At 70.7% G+C, this 16,558-nt stretch carries 17 protein-coding genes; 10 read left to right on the top strand and 7 right to left on the bottom strand.

The features are described from left to right. Window positions 1-34 precede the first annotated feature (34 nt). The 4 genes from KOI47_RS28325 to KOI47_RS28310 are packed head-to-tail and all read left to right on the top strand — an operon-like array spanning window position 35 to window position 2,484. Window positions 35-586, top strand: coding sequence for a hypothetical protein (locus KOI47_RS28325; RefSeq protein WP_216209580.1), 552 nt, complete (start codon window positions 35-37; stop codon window positions 584-586). A gap of 17 nt (window positions 587-603) precedes the next feature. Beyond that, window positions 604-891, top strand: coding sequence for a hypothetical protein (locus KOI47_RS28320; RefSeq protein WP_216209578.1), 288 nt, complete (start codon window positions 604-606; stop codon window positions 889-891). Between the two features lie 15 nt (window positions 892-906). Then, window positions 907-1,308 (top strand): hypothetical protein, encoded by a 402-nt coding sequence (locus tag KOI47_RS28315; protein ID WP_216209576.1) that lies wholly within the window; start codon window positions 907-909, stop codon window positions 1,306-1,308. A 9-nt stretch (window positions 1,309-1,317) separates the two neighbouring features. Then, the gene (locus KOI47_RS28310) at window positions 1,318-2,484 is read left to right on the top strand and encodes a cystathionine gamma-synthase (protein ID WP_216209574.1); all 1,167 of its coding nucleotides are present in this window, start codon (window positions 1,318-1,320) and stop codon (window positions 2,482-2,484) included. On the opposite strand, the gene KOI47_RS28305 is transcribed toward KOI47_RS28310, so the two are convergent. Next, the gene (locus tag KOI47_RS28305; RefSeq protein WP_216209572.1) at window positions 2,472-2,738 is read right to left on the bottom strand and encodes a hypothetical protein; all 267 of its coding nucleotides are present in this window, start codon (window positions 2,736-2,738) and stop codon (window positions 2,472-2,474) included. The two genes, KOI47_RS28310 and KOI47_RS28305, sit on opposite strands and share 13 nt — an antisense overlap. A gap of 96 nt (window positions 2,739-2,834) precedes the next feature. On the opposite strand from KOI47_RS28305, the gene ilvA reads away from it, so the two are divergent. Next, complete coding sequence (ilvA, locus tag KOI47_RS28300) at window positions 2,835-4,037, top strand: threonine ammonia-lyase (protein ID WP_216209570.1); 1,203 nt, start codon at window positions 2,835-2,837, stop codon at window positions 4,035-4,037. A gap of 5 nt (window positions 4,038-4,042) precedes the next feature. On the opposite strand, the gene hppD is transcribed toward ilvA, so the two are convergent. Further along, window positions 4,043-5,242 (bottom strand): 4-hydroxyphenylpyruvate dioxygenase, encoded by a 1,200-nt coding sequence (hppD, locus tag KOI47_RS28295; protein ID WP_216209568.1) that lies wholly within the window; start codon window positions 5,240-5,242, stop codon window positions 4,043-4,045. A gap of 162 nt (window positions 5,243-5,404) precedes the next feature. Here hppD and KOI47_RS28290 point away from each other — a divergent pair, with 162 nt between their 5' ends. Further along, window positions 5,405-5,905, top strand: a complete 501-nt coding sequence (locus KOI47_RS28290; RefSeq protein WP_216209566.1) for an Lrp/AsnC family transcriptional regulator — start codon at window positions 5,405-5,407, stop codon at window positions 5,903-5,905. Here the strand turns inward: KOI47_RS28290 and KOI47_RS28285 are convergent. The 3 genes from KOI47_RS28285 to KOI47_RS28275 all read right to left on the bottom strand — a co-directional run bounded on the left by KOI47_RS28285 (window position 5,884) and on the right by KOI47_RS28275 (window position 7,849). Beyond that, window positions 5,884-6,693 carry an MBL fold metallo-hydrolase gene (locus KOI47_RS28285; protein ID WP_216209564.1) on the bottom strand — a complete coding sequence of 270 codons (810 nt, stop codon included), beginning with the start codon at window positions 6,691-6,693 and terminating at the stop codon, window positions 5,884-5,886. The genes KOI47_RS28290 and KOI47_RS28285 overlap by 22 nt on opposite strands. A gap of 13 nt (window positions 6,694-6,706) precedes the next feature. After that, window positions 6,707-7,204 carry a transcription elongation factor GreA gene (greA, locus tag KOI47_RS28280; RefSeq protein ID WP_216209561.1) on the bottom strand — a complete coding sequence of 166 codons (498 nt, stop codon included), beginning with the start codon at window positions 7,202-7,204 and terminating at the stop codon, window positions 6,707-6,709. A 195-nt stretch (window positions 7,205-7,399) separates the two neighbouring features. After that, window positions 7,400-7,849 (bottom strand): DUF4307 domain-containing protein, encoded by a 450-nt coding sequence (locus KOI47_RS28275; RefSeq protein WP_216209559.1) that lies wholly within the window; start codon window positions 7,847-7,849, stop codon window positions 7,400-7,402. Window positions 7,850-7,980: 131 nt separating this feature from the next. On the opposite strand from KOI47_RS28275, the gene mca reads away from it, so the two are divergent. The 3 genes from mca to KOI47_RS28260 all read left to right on the top strand — a co-directional run bounded on the left by mca (window position 7,981) and on the right by KOI47_RS28260 (window position 10,208). After that, window positions 7,981-8,895, top strand: coding sequence for a mycothiol conjugate amidase Mca (gene mca, locus KOI47_RS28270; protein ID WP_269756666.1), 915 nt, complete (start codon window positions 7,981-7,983; stop codon window positions 8,893-8,895). Window positions 8,896-8,897: 2 nt separating this feature from the next. After that, window positions 8,898-9,251 carry a hypothetical protein gene (locus tag KOI47_RS28265; RefSeq protein ID WP_408629854.1) on the top strand — a complete coding sequence of 118 codons (354 nt, stop codon included), beginning with the start codon at window positions 8,898-8,900 and terminating at the stop codon, window positions 9,249-9,251. A gap of 159 nt (window positions 9,252-9,410) precedes the next feature. Continuing rightward, on the top strand, window positions 9,411-10,208 hold the full coding sequence (locus KOI47_RS28260) for a TIGR04222 domain-containing membrane protein (RefSeq protein WP_216209555.1): 798 nt from the start codon (window positions 9,411-9,413) through the stop codon (window positions 10,206-10,208). A gap of 69 nt (window positions 10,209-10,277) precedes the next feature. Here KOI47_RS28260 and KOI47_RS28255 read toward each other — a convergent pair whose 3' ends face one another. Then, complete coding sequence (locus tag KOI47_RS28255) at window positions 10,278-12,893, bottom strand: polynucleotide kinase-phosphatase (protein WP_216209552.1); 2,616 nt, start codon at window positions 12,891-12,893, stop codon at window positions 10,278-10,280. Then, window positions 12,890-14,293 (bottom strand): 3' terminal RNA ribose 2'-O-methyltransferase Hen1, encoded by a 1,404-nt coding sequence (locus tag KOI47_RS28250; protein ID WP_216209551.1) that lies wholly within the window; start codon window positions 14,291-14,293, stop codon window positions 12,890-12,892. The genes KOI47_RS28255 and KOI47_RS28250 overlap by 4 nt, the downstream gene beginning before the upstream one ends. 62 nt (window positions 14,294-14,355) lie before the next feature. On the opposite strand from KOI47_RS28250, the gene KOI47_RS28245 reads away from it, so the two are divergent. Next, window positions 14,356-16,365, top strand: coding sequence for a thioredoxin domain-containing protein (locus tag KOI47_RS28245; RefSeq protein ID WP_216209549.1), 2,010 nt, complete (start codon window positions 14,356-14,358; stop codon window positions 16,363-16,365). Window positions 16,366-16,558 lie beyond the last annotated feature (193 nt).

The following is a 16,558-nucleotide window of genomic DNA, read 5'->3' as shown; positions in this document are numbered from 1 at the left end:
CGGTCCAGCCCCGCGCCGAACACCTGGGGGAGTTGTGACCAACGCCTACGGTTACCCGGCCACCCCACCCCCCGGCTACTCCCGCCCGGATCGACGGCCCAGCGGGGCGACCGCGATCATCGCCGCCCTGCTCGCCCTGCCCCTCGCCGGGATCGCGGGTTACCTTCCGGTCGACGTGTTCATCGACTACGGGGTGGACACCCTGCCCAGTGAGCTGCTCATCCTGCTCGGCTGCTACCTCGGTGCCGCGGTGTTCCTGCTCATCGCGGCGCTGCTGATCTTCTTCCGGGTGCTGGCAGGCGCGATCCTGCTGATCGCCGGGGCCCTGCTGGCGCTGGCCGCGCCGTTGCTGGAACCGGCGCTGCTGGGCCAGAACGAGTACGGGACGTATTTCACGGCAGTGTTCCAGCTGGAGTTCAGGAACGCCTTCGTCCGGCTGGGCGCCCTCGTGCTCGCCCCGCTCGTGCTGATCTTCGCCGCGCTCCCGCCCACCTTCCGACATCTGCGCCACCGGCCGCGGCCGATGCCGTCCTACGGCCCGCAACCGGGCTACCCTGCCGGGGGTTACCCGCCGCGGCAGTGGTGAACCAGGACAGGAGGGACATGGGGCATCCGTACCCGCCGGGGCAGTATCCGGGGCAGTTGAGCGTCGCCGTCGGCGCGTTGCTGGTCAACAGGGCGGTGCACCTGCTGCGCGGGAAGCGGGCAGGCCGGCTGCTCCTCGTCGGCGGCCCGGCACTCGCACTGGCCGTGGCGGTGATCGTGTGCACGTTGGTGCCGCCCACCGGGCGCTGGGTACGGCGGGCCGCGCGGCCGCCAGTGCCGGTCCCGCAGCCGTACGGGCCGTATCCCGGCTACCCTGCACAGGGTCACTACTGGCAACGCAGGTAGCCGATGGGGAGGGGCATGGGCCATCCGTACCGGCCGAGTTCCTCCGGCGGCACCGCGATCACCGCGGGCGTGCTCGGCATCCTCATCGGACTCTGGCACATCCTCGGCGTGGTGCTGAACCTTGCGCTCGGCGACTTCGGGCTCCTCGGGCTACTGGTCGGGGTACTGCTGAACTCGGTGGTCGCCGCCGCGCTGATCCCCGGCGCGATTCTGTTGTTCCAGCGCAGGCAGGCCGGCCGCATGCTGGTCGGCGCCGGTTCGGCGCTCGCGCTGGCCACCTATCTGCTCACCAGCCTCACCGCAGGCGCCGCCCCGGCAGGCCTGGTGCCTGCGCTGGTCCTCGGTATCCCGGCGGCCGCCGCACTGATCCTGGCCTGCGCACCGGCCACCGGTCGCTGGCTCGGGGCGTGGCCGTAGGGTAAGGCCATGGCTGGAGACCCCTCGAAGCTCGGTTTCGACACCCGTGCCATCCACGCGGGCCAGGAACCGGACCCGCGGACCGGCTCGGTGATCGTGCCGATCTATCAGACCTCGACCTACGCGCAGGACGGCGTCGGCGGTACCCGCGAGGGTGGCTACGAGTACTCGCGCACCGCCAACCCCACCCGCACCGCGCTGGAGCAGGCGCTGGCCGCGCTGGAGGGCGGGCGGCACGGCCTTGCCTTCGCCTCCGGGATGGCCGCCAGCGACGCGATCCTGCGGGTGACCCTGCGCCCTGGCGACCACCTGGTGCTGGGTGACGATGCCTACGGCGGCACCTTCCGGCTGATCGACAAGGTGCTCACCTCATGGGGCGTCTCCTACAGCGTCGCGCATCTGTCCGATGTGGAGCAGGTGCGGGCTGCGATGCGGCCGGAGACCAAGCTGGTGTGGTGCGAGTCGCCGAGCAATCCGCTGCTGGGCATCTCCGACCTCGCGGCGCTGGCCGAGATCGCCCACGGTGGTGGGGCGAAGCTGGTGGTGGACAACACCTTCGCCACGCCCTACCTGCAGACCCCGCTGGAGCTGGGCGCCGATGTCGTCGTGCACTCGACCACGAAGTACCTCGGCGGGCATTCCGATGTGGTCGGCGGCGCGGTGGTGACCGATTCGGACGACCTGCGCGAGCAGTTGTTCTTCCTGCGCAACTCTGCGGGCGCGGTACCAGGTGCCTTCGACGCCTGGCTGACCCTGCGCGGACTGAAGACGCTGGGCGTGCGGATGGACCGGCACTGCGACAACGCCGAGCGCATCGCCGAGGCGCTGGTGGCGCACCCGAAGGTGGACCGGGTGTACTACCCGGGGCTGGCCGGGCATCCCGGCCACGAACTGGCCGCCAAGCAGATGCGCCGGTTCGGCGGGATGGTCTCCTTCACCCACGCCGATGGCGAGCGGGCCGCGCTGGACGCGGCCGCTGGCACCGGGCTGTTCGTGCTGGCCGAGTCGCTCGGCGGGATCGAGTCACTGATCGAGCACCCCGGCCGGATGACGCATGCCAGCGTGGCCGGGTCGATGCTGCAGGTTCCCGCGGAGCTGGTGCGCCTCTCGGTGGGTATCGAGGATGCCGGTGATCTCGTCGCCGACCTGGAGCAGGCGCTGGCTCAGGGCCGGTAGTTGTTGTGCTCGGCGATCCGGTCGGAGCCGCTCGGCTGCCGCGGGTCGGTGTGCGGCAGCTCGGTGCCGTCCACGCAGCCGCCGAGCAGTTCCACGTGGTTGTCGTGCCGGACGTACTGGCCGGCGTCGCCGCAGGTGGCCAGCTCCACCGTGTAGAAGGCGGCGCCGGTGAGGGCCAGCGCGGAAGCGACGCCGGCAAGGAGCTGGAACATCCCGGCAGACCGGGTGGCGCTCGATGTCGTCGCCCGTGCCATGCTCTCTCCCTGGTCGGCGCTCACGGTTCGGTACCAGAGTACCCGGTCAGTCACCGATCGAATGTATGAACCCAAATGGTGGCATCATCGGCGGCTATGGGACTCGTCGATGTCGGCCGGATCCGGCAGGCAAGGGAGCTGCTCGCGGAGGTCACCAGGGAGACCCCGATGGAGCACGCCCGTGACCTGGAGCGGCAGCAGGGCGGTCCGGTCCACCTCAAATGCGAGAACCTGCAGCGCACCGGGTCGTTCAAGATCAGGGGCGCGTACCACCGGATCCACGCGCTGAGCGCCGCCGAGCGGGAGCGGGGCGTGGTCGCGGCCAGCGCGGGCAACCACGCGCAGGGCGTCGCCCTTGCCGCCTCGCTGCTCGGCACCAAGGCCACGGTGTTCATGCCGCAACGGGCGCCGCTGCCCAAGCTTGCCGCCACCCGGGGCTACGGCGCCGAGGTGCACCTGCACGGTGGGGCGATCGAGGAGACCCTCGCCGAGGCGACCGCCTTTGCCGAGCGCACCGGTGCGGTGTTCATCCACCCCTTCGATCACCCGGACATCATCGCCGGTCAGGGCACGGTCGGCCTGGAGATCCTGGAGCAGCTGCCCGAGGTGGGCACCGTGCTGGTGCCCACCGGTGGCGGCGGGCTGGTCTCCGGGGTGGCCTGCGCGGTGCGGGCGCTGGCCCCCTCGGTCCAGGTGTTCGCCGTGCAGGCCGCCGCGGCGGCCGGGTTCCCGCCCTCGCTCGCCGCTGGCGAGCCGGTGCGGCTGGAGGCGACGCCCACGATGGCCGACGGGATCGCCGTCGGCAGGCCGGGGCCGCTGACCCTGGAGCACGTCCGGTCGCTGGTGGACGGTGTGTACACGGTGACCGAGGAGTCGTTGTCCCGCGCGGTGCTGCTCTGCCTCGAGCGGCGCAAGCTGGTCGTCGAACCCGCCGGGGCGGCGGCCGTGGCCGCGCTGCTGGAGCATCCAGGGACGTTCACCCCGCCGGTGGTCGCCGTGCTCTCCGGCGGGAACGTCGACCCGTTACTGCTGCTGCAGATCATCCAGCACGGCATGACCGCCGGTGGACGTTACCTCGAGCTGCGGCTGCTGGTGCCGGACCGGCCGGGCTCGCTGGCCGGGGTGCTGTCCAAGGTCAGCGAGCTGGGCGCGAACGTGCTGGACGTGGAGCACTCGCGCATCTCCGGCCGGCTCGCGCTCGGCGAGGTGGAGGTGTCGCTCAACCTGGAGACCCGCGGCGCCGAGCACTGCCTCCAGGTGGCCACCGAACTCCACCACGCCGGCTTCACCGTCCTCTGACCGGGTCAGAGGTTGCCGCGGCGTTCCTGCTCGCGCTCGATGGCCTCGAACAGCGCCTTGAAATTGCCGATGCCGAAGCCAAGGGAGCCGTGCCGCTCGATCAGCTCGTAGAACACGGTCGGGCGGTCACCGATCGGCTTGGTGAAGATCTGCAGCAGGTAGCCGTCCTCATCCCGGTCGACCAGGATCCCGTGCTCCTGCAACGTCTCGACCGGCACCCGCACCTCGCCGATCCGGGCCCGCAGCTCCGGGTCCTCGTAGTAGGAGTCGGGGACCTGCAGGAACTCGATACCGGCCGCGCGCATCGCGCTCACCGTGCCGATGATGTCGTTGGTGGCCAGCGCGATGTGCTGGCAGCCCGGCCCGCCGTAGAACTCGAGGTACTCGTCGATCTGCGACCGTTTCTTCGCGATGGCGGGCTCGTTCAGCGGGAACTTCACCCGGTGGTTGCCGTTGGAGACGACCTTGCTCATCAGGGCCGAGTAGTCGGTGGCGATGTCGTCGCCGACGAACTCCGCCATGTTCACGAAGCCCATCACCCTGCGGTACCAGTCGACCCACTCGTCCATCTTGCCCAGCTCGACATTGCCGACGCAGTGGTCGATGGCCTGGAACAGCCGCTTGGGCGCACCCTCGGGGCGCCGCACCGTGCCCTCGCGGGCCTCGTACCCCGGCAGGTACGGGCCGGTGTAGCGGGAACGGTCGACCAGCGAGTGGCGGGTCTCGCCGTAGGTGGCGATCGCCGCCACTCGCACCGTGCCGTGCTCGTCGGAGACATCGTGTGGCTCCTCCAGCACCGTGGCACCCTGCGCACGGGCGTGCTCGATGCACTTGTCCACATCGGTGACCTCGAGCGCGAGGTCGGTGACCCCGTCACCGTGCCTGCGGTGGTGGTCGAGCAGTGGCGAGTCCGGCCGGACCCCTCCGTTGATCACGAAGCGGGCCGAACCGGACTTCAGCACGAACGACTTGTGGTCGTGGTTGCCGGTTTCCGGTCCGGAGTAGGCGACGAGCTGCATCCCGAAGGCGGCCTGGTAGAACCAGGCCGTCTGGGTGGCGTTGCCCGCGACGAACACCACGGCGTCCAGTGCCTTGACCGGGAACGGGTCCGTGGATGCGTCGTGGTCGACCAGACCGACGAGCTGCCGCAGCTGGTCATAGCTGACGTCGTCGAGTTGGTTCTGCGCACCGACGGTGTGCGTCATCGGTATCTCCTCCGGTGGTGGTCCTGGTGGCGGTAGCCAGCCGTGGACGCAGCATGCGCCGGTAGGGCAGGATGTGCAACAGTGCCCGACAATGCTGGACAACATGCGCAATCAGTCAGCGAGATCGCCGGTCAGATTGGGCAGTTTGTGTAGGAGTGCGTGATGCCCGACACGGCCCTGGACGCGCTGGACGCGCGGTTGCTGCTGTTACTCACCGACGCGCCGCGGCTCGGCGTGCTGGAATGTGCCCGCAGGCTCGGGGTGGCCAGGGGCACCGTGCAGGCGCGGCTGGACCGGCTGACCGGCCGGGGCATCCTCAACGGGTTCCCGCCCGACCTGGACCTGGACGCCATGGGCTACGGCCTGACCGCCTTCGCGGTGCTGGAGATCGCCCAGGGCAGGCGGGGCGAGGTGTCCGGTGCGCTGGCCGCCATCGACGAGGTCTGCGAGGTGCACGCCACCACCGGCCAGGGCGACCTGTTCGTCCGGATGGTGGCGCGTTCGAACGACGACCTGCAGCGGGTGATCGACGAGGTGGTCGGGGTGCCGGGGGTCCGGCGCACCTCCACCTCGATCGCGCTGTCCACCCCGGTGCCACCGCGGGTGCGCCCGCTGCTGGAACGCACCGCGGGGCAGCAGGATCAGGAAACGAACTCCAGGTAGCGCTTGGCCGAGCGCTGCACCACCTGATGCCCCTCGCCGCGCACCACGGCCTGCCACCAGGCGCCGTAGATGTCCTCGAAGGGATAGGGCTGGAGCATCTCGGCCGCGGCACGCACCACAGCCGGCCGCTCCGGGATCAGGTTCGGGTAGCTGTACATGAAACCCACATGGGTGCGGTCCGGGATCACCTGCACGATGTCCCCGGACAGCAGCGCACCCTTACCGCCCGCGCCCGCGCTCCAGTGCAGCACGGTGCCGCCCGCGAAGTGCACGCCGAGGTTGAGCAGGGTCAGCCCGGGCGCGACCCGGTGCTCGCGCCCGCTCCAGAAGCGCACCGCGGGGTCCGGCCGCCCGACCCACTGGGCGTCCTTCTCGTGCAGGTGGATCGGGGCATCGAAGGCCCTGCTCCACTCGATCATCGTGGTGTAGTAGTGCGGGTGGCTGATCGCGATCCCGGTGATCCCACCGAGCTCGTCGATCCGGGCTACCAGCTCATCGTCCAGGTAGGGGGTGCAGTCCCACAGGAAGTTCCCTGACTCCGCGCGTACCAGCAGGGCGCGCTGGCCGATCGCGAACCTGGGCTGCATGCCGACGCCGATCAGGCCGGGTCCCTCCTCCTCGACCCGGCTGGTGTACTCGCCGGCACGCAGCTCGTTCAGGTTCGTCCACCGCTGGCCATCCGGTGGCACGTACTGGCGCTCGTCCTCGCAGATCGGGCAGTCCGGACGGGGCGCCGCGTACTGCATGCCGCAGGTGGCGCAGATGGGTAATGGGTTCTCGGCGGTCATCGCTGCGGCGGCCTCAGCCGCTGTAGGGGACCGCCCTGACCAGGGTCACCTTCTGGGTCTTGCCGTTGGGCAGCTCGTACTCCCGAGCCTCACCCTCCTTGGCGCCGAGCAGCGCCTTGCCGAGCGGTGAGTCCGGCGAGTACACCTCGAGCTCGCCCTCAGCGCCTTCCTCCCTGGTCGCGAGCAGGAACTTCTCGTCCTCGTCATCGCCGTCGTAACGCACGGTGAGCACCATGCCCGGTTCAGCGGTGCCGTCGTTAGCCGGGGCCTCGCCCACCTTCGCGGTGCGCAGCAGTTCCTGCAGGTGCCTGATCCGGGCTTCCTGCTGGCCCTGTTCCTCCCGGGCGGCGTGGTAGCCCCCGTTCTCCTTGAGGTCGCCTTCTTCCCGGCTGTCGTTGATCTTCGCTGCGATGACCGGACGATTCTCGATCAGCTCGTCGAGCTCGTGCTTGAGCCTGTCGTAGGCATCCTGGGTCAGCCAGGTCACCTTGGTGTCGCTCACGGTCACCATCTCCTCCTAGGGCCTGCCGGGCCTGGGTATGCAAGCCGGCCGCCGCGTCGACAAGCACGCCGACGCGGCTGAGATAAAGGAAAAACACGGCCCGCTGGGCCGTGCCGGTAGATCAGGATAGCACGATAAACGGTCCCGACGCTGCCTACACTGTTATTTTCCAGGCAGTGGGCGCACCGTTCACCCCGTTGGCCGCTATGGGGTTGACAGATATTGCGGTACGTCGTATGAGCAGCCGAAAACGTCCGCCGTGACCGGCCGCCTGATGCTTTTGATCACGGTGGAAACCTCCCCGACGCCAGGCGGGACAAGAATCTCCTTGCGGCCGCTTTCCGACCCGCTGATGTCCCGCACCCGGACGATGCATACACCGGCTCTCCCTGGGTCGTCCCGGTTCACCCCGATGGTGATCTCCATGGCGTTTCCGGGCTCCTCGGTGAACCCGAGCCGCTGCGCCTCGATCGGCGCGGTACCCAGGTTCTGGTACGCCACATAGGCGACCGTGCCACCGACGGCGAGCGCAATCAAGGTCGCGGCCCATACTCGCCAAGTCCTGGGCGTGCGGGTGCGTGCGCGACCGTAGCGGCCCTCCGGCGGCGCGGGGCGCGCCCCCTCGGCGGGCCTGGTGCGGTCCGGGGTGCTCAAGCCAGGCCTCCGATCGGTCGGGTCGCGGGGTTGGGAGAATGGAATGGGCACGACGTCCTCGAGCGTTGAGTATCCGCGTAGAGCGATCGTGCGGCCGCATGGGGGCCACAAATCCGGAAGCGAGGCGGAGCGTGTCGGAGCGAACGGGAACGCAGGAGGAGCAGGCCGGGGCCGGGCTGCGGCTACTGGCTGTGCACGCACATCCCGACGACGAGTCCAGCAAGGGCGCGGCCACCATGGCCCGCTATGTCGCGGATGGGCATGAGGTGATGGTGGTGACCTGCACCGGTGGGGAGGCAGGCAGCCCGCTCAACCCCGCGATGGACACCCCCGAGGTCCGCGCGAACATCACCGAGGTCAGGCGGGAGGAGATGGCGCGGGCCGCCAAGATCCTCGGCGTGCAGCATCGCTGGCTCGGTTTCGTCGACTCCGGGCTGCCCGAGGGCGACCCGCTGCCGCCGCTGCCCGAGGGCTGCTTCGCCCTGGTGCCGCTGGAGGAGTCCACCGCCGCCCTGGTCCAGGTGATCCGTGAGTTCCGCCCGCATGTGGTGGTGACCTACGACGAGAACGGTGGCTACCCGCACCCCGATCACATCCGCTGCCACGAGGTCTCCATCGCGGCCTACGAGGCCGCGCCGGATCCGGACCGCTTCCCCTCGGCCGGCGAGCCATGGCAGCCGCTGAAGCTCTACTACTCGCACGGCTTCTCCCGGTCCCGGATGTCGCTGTTCCACGAGGCGCTGCTGGCCGAAGGGCTGGAGTCGCCCTACGGCGAGTGGCTGGCGAAGTGGGACCCGAACAAGACGGACGTGATGGAACGGGTCACCACCAGGGTGGAGTGCGCCGACTACTTCGAGGTCCGGGACGACGCGCTGCGCGCGCACGCCACCCAGATCGACCCGAACAGCAGGTGGTTCGCGGTGCCGCTGCGGCTGCAGCGCGAGATCTGGCCCACCGAGGAGTACGAACTGGTCCGTTCCGAGGTGGACAGCACCCTGCCCGAGGACGACCTGTTCGCCGGAATCCGGGAAAAGGTAGACTTCTGACCGTGCTTACGGTCCCCGTCCAGTCCGCCGCCCTGCTGCTCGCGCAGCAACCGGGCGGCGGAGACGGCGGCGGCCAGGGCGAGGACTTCGGCAAGTCCTCGCCGGTGGGCCTGCTGGTGCTGATCCTTTTCCTGATCGCCGTCGCGCTGCTGGTCCGCTCGATGACCAAGCACCTCAAGCGCCTGCCGGCCAGCTTCGACAAGGATGAGCCCGCGGAGGGCGAGGGCGAGAACGACCGGTCCGACGCCGACTCCGACCCTGGCTCCGCGGGCGAGCCCGCCGGGGACGCCGCTCCGCAGGCCGAGTCCGAGCGGGACACCGAACCCGCCGAGCAGGAGCAGGGCCAGCGCAGCTGAGCGCGCCGCCGGCAAGCAAGCGGGTCCGCGAGCTGCCGATCATCCCGGAGAAGCTGCTGTATCCAAGCATCCCCACCGTTGCCGTAGACCTGGGCATGGCTGGCCGCGCCGCATAACCTGGATACCCGAATCCGGGCGTTGAGGCGGAGGAGAAGCCGGATGACCGGCGTCATCGCAACGTGGACCGTTCTCGTTCTGCTCACGGGTGTCACCGTCATGTGGTGCTTCCCGTTCGCCCGTCGCAGCGGTCTGGACCTTTCTCCAGCCGAGATCGCGTTCCTGCGGGACGGCGCGGGACGCACGATGCGGACGACGCTGGAGGTGCTGGATGCGGACGGCCTCATCGAGCCGGCTCCCGGAGGTGGTGCGCGTCGCAAGGACGTTCCACCGAACCCGATCGAAGATCCCGTCGAACGCGCCGTCTACGCTGCTCTGTCCTACCGGCTCGGTCCGAGGGGGCTCCTACGCCACCGACTGGTACGGCGGGAGCTGGCCGAACTGGAGCGCCGGCTGGCCGCCGTCGGCCTGGCGCCCGGCCGATGGCGCTGGCGCGCCAGTCGTGTCGCGCTGGCCACGATGCCGGTCCTGGCGGTACTGACCTGGGTGGCCGACGGAACGCATGCGGGCGCACAGGTTGGTGTCGGCGTCGCCATACCGGTAGCGGCGATCCTGTGGTTCGTCCCCCGACGCACCATCGCCGGGCAACGGACGCTCCGGCACCTGATGGACAGGCACCACCGCGCCAGCGACCGACGACTCGTGGGCGACGATGCCGTCCGTGCCCATGCCCGCCGCACGCTGGCACTCCGAGTCGAGGTGTCGCAAGGCGGCTCCGGAAGCGTTTCGAGTGGGTACACGGGCACGGAGTACACGCCAGGTCCTGATGACCGGCTCGGTTTCGGGGCCATCGGCGGGGACGGCGATGGTGGACACGGCGGGGACGGTGGTGGCGACTGAAGATGGCTGAACGATACCGAGCAGGAGGCGCACGTTCGTTGGCTCCTTCCTCAGATTTCCGCAGCCCGGTCACAGCCGGGGGTCCACCGGTTCGGACTCCAGTGCGAGTACCGCGGCCACGCATTCGTGCACCCGCCACAGCGGTTCGCCCCGTGCGACGCGTTCCAGGCCCTCCAGCCCGAGGGCGTACTCCCGCAACGCCAGTGACCGTTTCCGGCCGAGCGAGCGCGCACGCAGCCGGTCGAGGTTGCCCGGCAGCAGGTAGTCCGGGCCGTAGATGATCCGCAGGTACTCCCGGCCACGCACTTTCAGTCCCGGCTGCACCAGGCCGCGACGGCCGCGGGTCAGGTTGGCGGCAGGCTTGACCACCATGCCTTCGCCACCGGCCGCGGTCAGCTCCTCCCACCAATCGGTGGCGGCCGCGACCGCCTCCGGATCGGTGGTGTCCACCGTGCGGGTCGCCGTCGGGGCGATCAGCTCCGAATCGGCGGCCGCGAGCCGGTCAACCTTGGCGAGGTGCCAGTCATGCGGACGCTGGTGGTGGGCCGCACCCTCGCTGGCCAGCAGCTGGAACGGGGCCAGCCGGACCCCGGCGAGGCCCTCGGTCGGCCAGCAGTAGCGCCGATAGGCCGTCCGGTAAGCCGCCACGGCCTCCCTGCGCTCCCTGGTGCGGGCCAGCAGGTCGCCGATCTCGACCCCGCGTGCCTCGGCCGCGGACAGTGCGTCCACGGCGCTGGGCAGCATGGCTTGCGCCGCAGCGCCCACCGCGGCGTACTGATCGGCGACCAGCGCGGAGGCCTTGAGGCTCCACGGCATCAGCTCCGCGTCCAGCAACAGCCAGCCGGTGTCCAGCTCCGCCCACAGGCCGCTCGCCTCGGCCGCGCGGCGCACCCTGGCCAGTAGTTCGGCGTTGCCCTCCGGGTCGAGGAACGGGCGACCCGTGCGGGTGTACACCGCACCGGGGCCCTCGGTACCGAACCGGGCCCGCGCCACCTCGGAGTCCCGGCAGACCAGCAGCACGGCCCTGGAACCCATGTGTTTCTCCTGGCATACCACCTGGGCCACGCCGGCAGCCCGGAACTCGGCGAATGCCTCCTCCGGGTGTTCGAGGTAGCCATCCCGGCCGCTGGTGGCGCTCGGCGCCATCGTCGGGGGCAGGTACGGCAGCCAGCCCGGATCCATCGCGAACCGGCTGAGTACCTCCAGCGCCGTCGCCGACTGCTCGGCCGAGATCCCGATCCGGCCGTGCTCCCTGGTCTCGATCACCCGTTTCGCCGCGTTCATCGCCTCACTCGCCGGCGGGGCTGCACCGCGCTCAGCAGCTGATCGTCTCGCCGACGGTGCCGGTCGCGCGAGCACGTCGGCCAGTTCCAGTGGCCGGGGCTCGCTCCGTGCCGACGGGGTGCCCGGCCGCAGCGGTTTCGCCGGTTCGTACCAGACGCGCTGCGCCTCGACCGAGACGAGTTCCCGCTCCGGGTAACGCAACGCGGTGAGCTTCCCGCCGAACACACAGCCGGTGTCCAGGCACATCGTGCCGTTGACCCACTCCGCCTCCGGGACCGGCGTGTGCCCGTACAGCACGGTCGCCCTGCCCCGGTAGTCCTCGGCCCAGGGATAGCGCACCGGAAGGCCGTACTCGTCGGTCTCCCCGGTGGTGTCGCCGTACAGCGCCAGGCTGCGCACCCGCCCGGAGGCACGGCCGTGGTAGCGCTCGGGCAGCCCGGCATGCGCGACCACCAGCCTGCCGCCGTCCAGCACGTAGTGCGCGATCAGGCCGTCACAGAAGGTCTCCACCTCGGCCCGGAACGACTCGTCCTCGACGGCGAGCTGGTCCAGCGACTCGGCGAGGCCGTGTGCCACGGTGACCTTGCGCCCGCGCAGCGCGCGGACCAGCTTCTGCTCGTGGTTACCGCAGACCACCAGCGCGTCCCCGGCCGCGACCATGCCCTGCACCAGCCGCAGCACGCCGGGGGTGTCCGGGCCACGGTCCACCAGGTCGCCGACGAACACGGCGGTACGGCCGTCCGGGTGGCTCGCCCCATTCGCCCGCCCGGCCGCATCCCTGGTGATCCGGTAGCCGAGCCTGCCGAGCAGCTCCTCCAGCTCGGCGCGGCAGCCGTGCACGTCGCCGAGCACGTCGAACGGTCCGGTGCGCTCGCGCAGATCGTTGCGCAGTGGCTCGATCACCACCTCGGCCTCGGCCACCTCCCGCTCGCTACGCAGCACGTGGACCCGACGGAACCCCTCCTTCTGCAGGTGCTTCAGCGAGCGGCGCAGGTCGGACCGGTGCCTGCGCACCACCTGCGCGCCGAAGTCCCGGTCCGGCCTTCCCTCGTTGCGCCGCACGCACACCGACTCGGGCAGGTCCAGCACGATGGCGGTGGGTAGCACGTCGTGCTCCCTTGCCAGCCGTAGCAGCCCGGCCCGCGAAGCGCGCTGCACGTTGGTCGCGTCCACCACGGTCACCCTGCCCGCGGCGAGACGCTTGCCTGCCACGTAGTGCAGGGCGTCGAAGGCCTCGGCCGACGCCGACTGGTCGTTCTCGTCGTCGGCGACGAGCCCGCGGAAGAAGTCACTGGAAAGTACCTGCGTCGGTGCGAAATGGGTGCGGGCGAAGGTCGACTTGCCCGAACCGGAGGCGCCGATCAGCACCACCAGCGACATGTCCGGAACGGTGAGCTTCATGCCGCACCTCCCTCGGCGGTGAAAACTGCCAGTTGCGTCGGCGGCCCGACCTCAGGGTCCTCCGCGCCCACCGGCAGGATGCGGACGCGGTAGCCGTGCCGGGTGGCCACCCCGTCGGCCCACTCCCGGAACCGGGAGCGCGGCCATTCGAACCGGTGGTCGGCGTGCCGGAACTCGCCGGCGGCCAGGTTGTCGAACCGCACGTTGTACTCCGCGTTCGGTGTGGTCACCACGACCGTGCGCGGGTGAGCCGCCGCGAACACCACGTGTTCGAGCGCGGGCAACCGTTGCTCGTCCACGTGCTCGATCACCTCCATCAGCACCGCGGCGTCGTAGCCTGCCAGCGCCGGGTCCACATAGGTCAGTGCGGACTGCCGCAGGGTGATCCTGGCGCGCGCCGCCTCGGGTAGCCGGTCCAGCCGGAGCCTGCGTTCCGCCGCTCGCAACGCCGCGGTGGAGACGTCCACACCGACGATCTCGGTGAACGAGGGTTCGCGCAGCAGCAGCCGCAGTAGCATGCCCGAGCCGCAGCCGAGGTCCAGCACCCGCCTGGCGTCGGCGGCGCGCAGCGCGGCCAGCACGCTGCCCTGCCGCTGCACGGCAAGCGGTTCCGCCGCCTCCGGTGCCGCCGTGACGGCCGGTTCGGCCAGCGCGTCGTCCAGTTCCTCCGGCGGGGTGTCGTCCGACTCGGCCAGCTGCGAAAGGGCCGCGTCCACCAGCGGCCTGCTGTGCGCGAGGTAGCGCCTGCTGATCAGCTCTCGTTCCGGGTGCCCGGCCAGCCAGCCCTCGCCCGCGCGCAGCAGCTTGTCCACCTCGTCCTCGCCAACCCAGTAGTGCTTGCCGCGGTCGAGCACCGGCAGCAGCACGTAGAGATGGCTGAGCGCCGTGGCCAGCCGGGACTGCCCGCGCAGCCGCAGGCTCAGGTAGCGCGAGTCACCCCAGCCGGGGACCTGCTCGTCCAGCGGTACCGGGGTGGCCTCTACCCGCCAGCCGAGCGGGGCGAACAGCCGCTCGACCAGGTCCGCGCCGCCGCCTGCGGACAGGGAGGGCACCGCGATCTCCAGCGGGATCGGCGTGTCAACCAGTTCCGGCCGCGCCGCGCAGCGCCCCGCCAGCGCCGTGCCGAACACCGTGCGCAGCGCGACGGCGAGCTGCGAGCCCGCCGCATAGGGCCGGTCGTTGACGTACTGACTCAGTCCGCCTGCCCGGCCGCGCACCAGCGCCACCGGGTCCAGCTCCACCAGCAGCGCCGCGGTGCAGCGCCGCGGGCCTGCCTCCGGGTAGAACACGTGTGCGTTGCCGGCCGACACCGGGAAGGCCTGTGCCCGATCCGGGTGCTTGTGCAGCAGAAACCCGAGGTCGGTCGCGGGCTCATGGGTGGTGGTGATCGTCAGCAGCACGGCGCCAGTGTGCCGGACGGCGCGTTTGCGCACAGGTCGTTTTTCCGTGCCACCCTGGAGGTATGCCGAACGAGCTCGCCACCGCGACCAGCCCCTACCTGCTGCAACACGCCGACAATCCGGTCGACTGGCGGCCATGGGGTCCCGAGGCGCTGGCCGAGGCGCAGCGGAGGGACGTACCGATCCTGCTGTCCATCGGGTACGCGGCCTGCCACTGGTGTCACGTGATGGCGCACGAGTCCTTCGAGGACGAGGGCACCGCGGCGCTGATGAACGCGAACTTCGTGAACGTCAAGGTGGACCGGGAGGAGCGCCCGGACATCGACGCCGTGTACATGACCGCCACCCAGGCGATGACCGGCCAGGGCGGCTGGCCGATGACCTGCTTCCTCACCCCGGACGGCAAGCCGTTCCACTGCGGCACCTACTACCCCTCGGCGCCGCGGCACGGGATGCCCTCCTTCCAGCAGTTGCTGGTGGCGGTACGGGACGCCTGGCAGGAGCGGGCGGACGAGCTGCGCGATGGCGCCACCAAGATCGTGGACCACCTGGCCGAGCAGACCGCGCCGTTGAGCCCGGCCGGGGTGGACGAGCAGACCATCGATGCCGCGGTCGGCAAACTGGCCGCCGAGGCCGACCGGGAGCACGGCGGATTCGGCGGGGCGCCGAAGTTCCCGCCGTCCATGGTGCTGGAGTTCCTGCTGCGGCACTACGAGCGCACCGGCTCGGCGAATGCTCTGTCCCTTGTGGAATCCTGCGCGACGGCCATGGCCAGGGGCGGTATCTACGACCAGCTCGCCGGTGGGTTCGCGCGGTACTCCGTGGACGCGGGGTGGGTGGTACCGCATTTCGAGAAGATGTTGTACGACAACGCCCTGCTGTTGCGTGCCTATGCGCATCTCGGGCGCCGGACCGGCTCGGAGCTGGCCAGGAGGATCGCCGATGAGACCGCCGGTTTCCTGCTGCGCGAGTTGCGTACCCCCGAGGGCGGGTTCGCCGCCTCCCTGGACGCCGATACCGAGGGCGTGGAGGGTCTGACCTACGTGTGGACGCCCGCGCAGCTGCGCGAGGTGCTCGGGGCCGAGGACGGTGCCTGGGCCGCCGAACTGTTCGTGGTGACCGAGCAGGGCAGTTTCGAGCACGGCAGCTCCACCCTGCGGCTGCCGCGCGACCCGGAGGACGTGCCGCGCTGGGAGCGGGTGCGCGCCGCGCTGCTGGAGGCGCGGCAGCTGCGGCCGCAACCGGCACGGGACGACAAGGTGATCGCGGCCTGGAACGGCCTTGCCATCACCGCGCTCGCCGAGGCCGGGGTCGCGCTACGCCGTCCGCAGTGGATCGACGCGGCGGCGGAGGCCGCGGAGTTGTTGCTGGACAAGCATATGGTGGCGGGCAGGCTGCGCCGGAGCTCGCGCGAGGGCGTCGTCGGTGCCGCGGCGGGGGTGCTGGAGGACCATTCCTGCCTCGCCGAGGGGCTGCTGGCCCTGCACCAGGCCACCGGCGAGCCGAGGTGGCTTTCCGCGGCGACCGAACTGCTGGACGTGGCGCTGTCCCGGTTCGCCGCGCCGGAGCCCGGCGCGTACCACGACACCGCCGATGATGCGGAGGCGCTGGTGCAACGGCCATCCGACCCCACCGACAATGCCAGCCCATCCGGGGCCTCCGCGCTGGCGAGCGCGTTGCTCACCGCCTCGGCCCTGGCCGGGACGGACCGGGCAGGTCGCTACCGGGACGCCTGCGAGCAGGCCGTGGAGCGGGCGGGCATGCTGGCCGCACGGGTGCCGCGGTTCGCGGGGAACTGGCTGGCGGTGGCCGAGGCACTGCGGGCCGGGCCGGTGCAGGTGGCCGTGGTCGGCCCGGATGCCGGTGCGCGGGCCGGCCTGCTGCACGAGGCGGCGCGGGAGGCACACGGTGGCGCGGTCGTGCTGGCAGGCTCGCCGGAGGCGGAGGACGTCCCGCTGCTGGCCGACCGCCCGCTGGTGGACGGCGGTCCCGCGGCGTACGTGTGCTACGGCTACGTTTGCGAGCGCCCGGTGACCACCCCGGAGGACCTCGCCGCCGCCCTCACCCGCTGACCCCTCCGGTAGTGCGCTGAACGTGGCGTTGGCGACGTTCAACGTCGCGAACGCCACGTTTGCGACGTTCAACGTCCGGAAAGTGCCGTTCAGGGTCATTCGACCGCGGTTTCCGCCCGGGGCGAACGGCGCCGCCGGGTGCGTAATTTCGGCGTAGCGTGAGTAGCAACGTAATCATGTAATCATAGGAGGT

Origin of the sequence: Amycolatopsis aidingensis, assembly GCF_018885265.1 — a bacterium.
GTDB lineage: Bacteria > Actinomycetota > Actinomycetes > Mycobacteriales > Pseudonocardiaceae > Amycolatopsis > Amycolatopsis aidingensis.
Note: the sequence above shows the minus strand (reverse complement) of the source record. Positions and strands in the feature narration are given on the sequence as shown.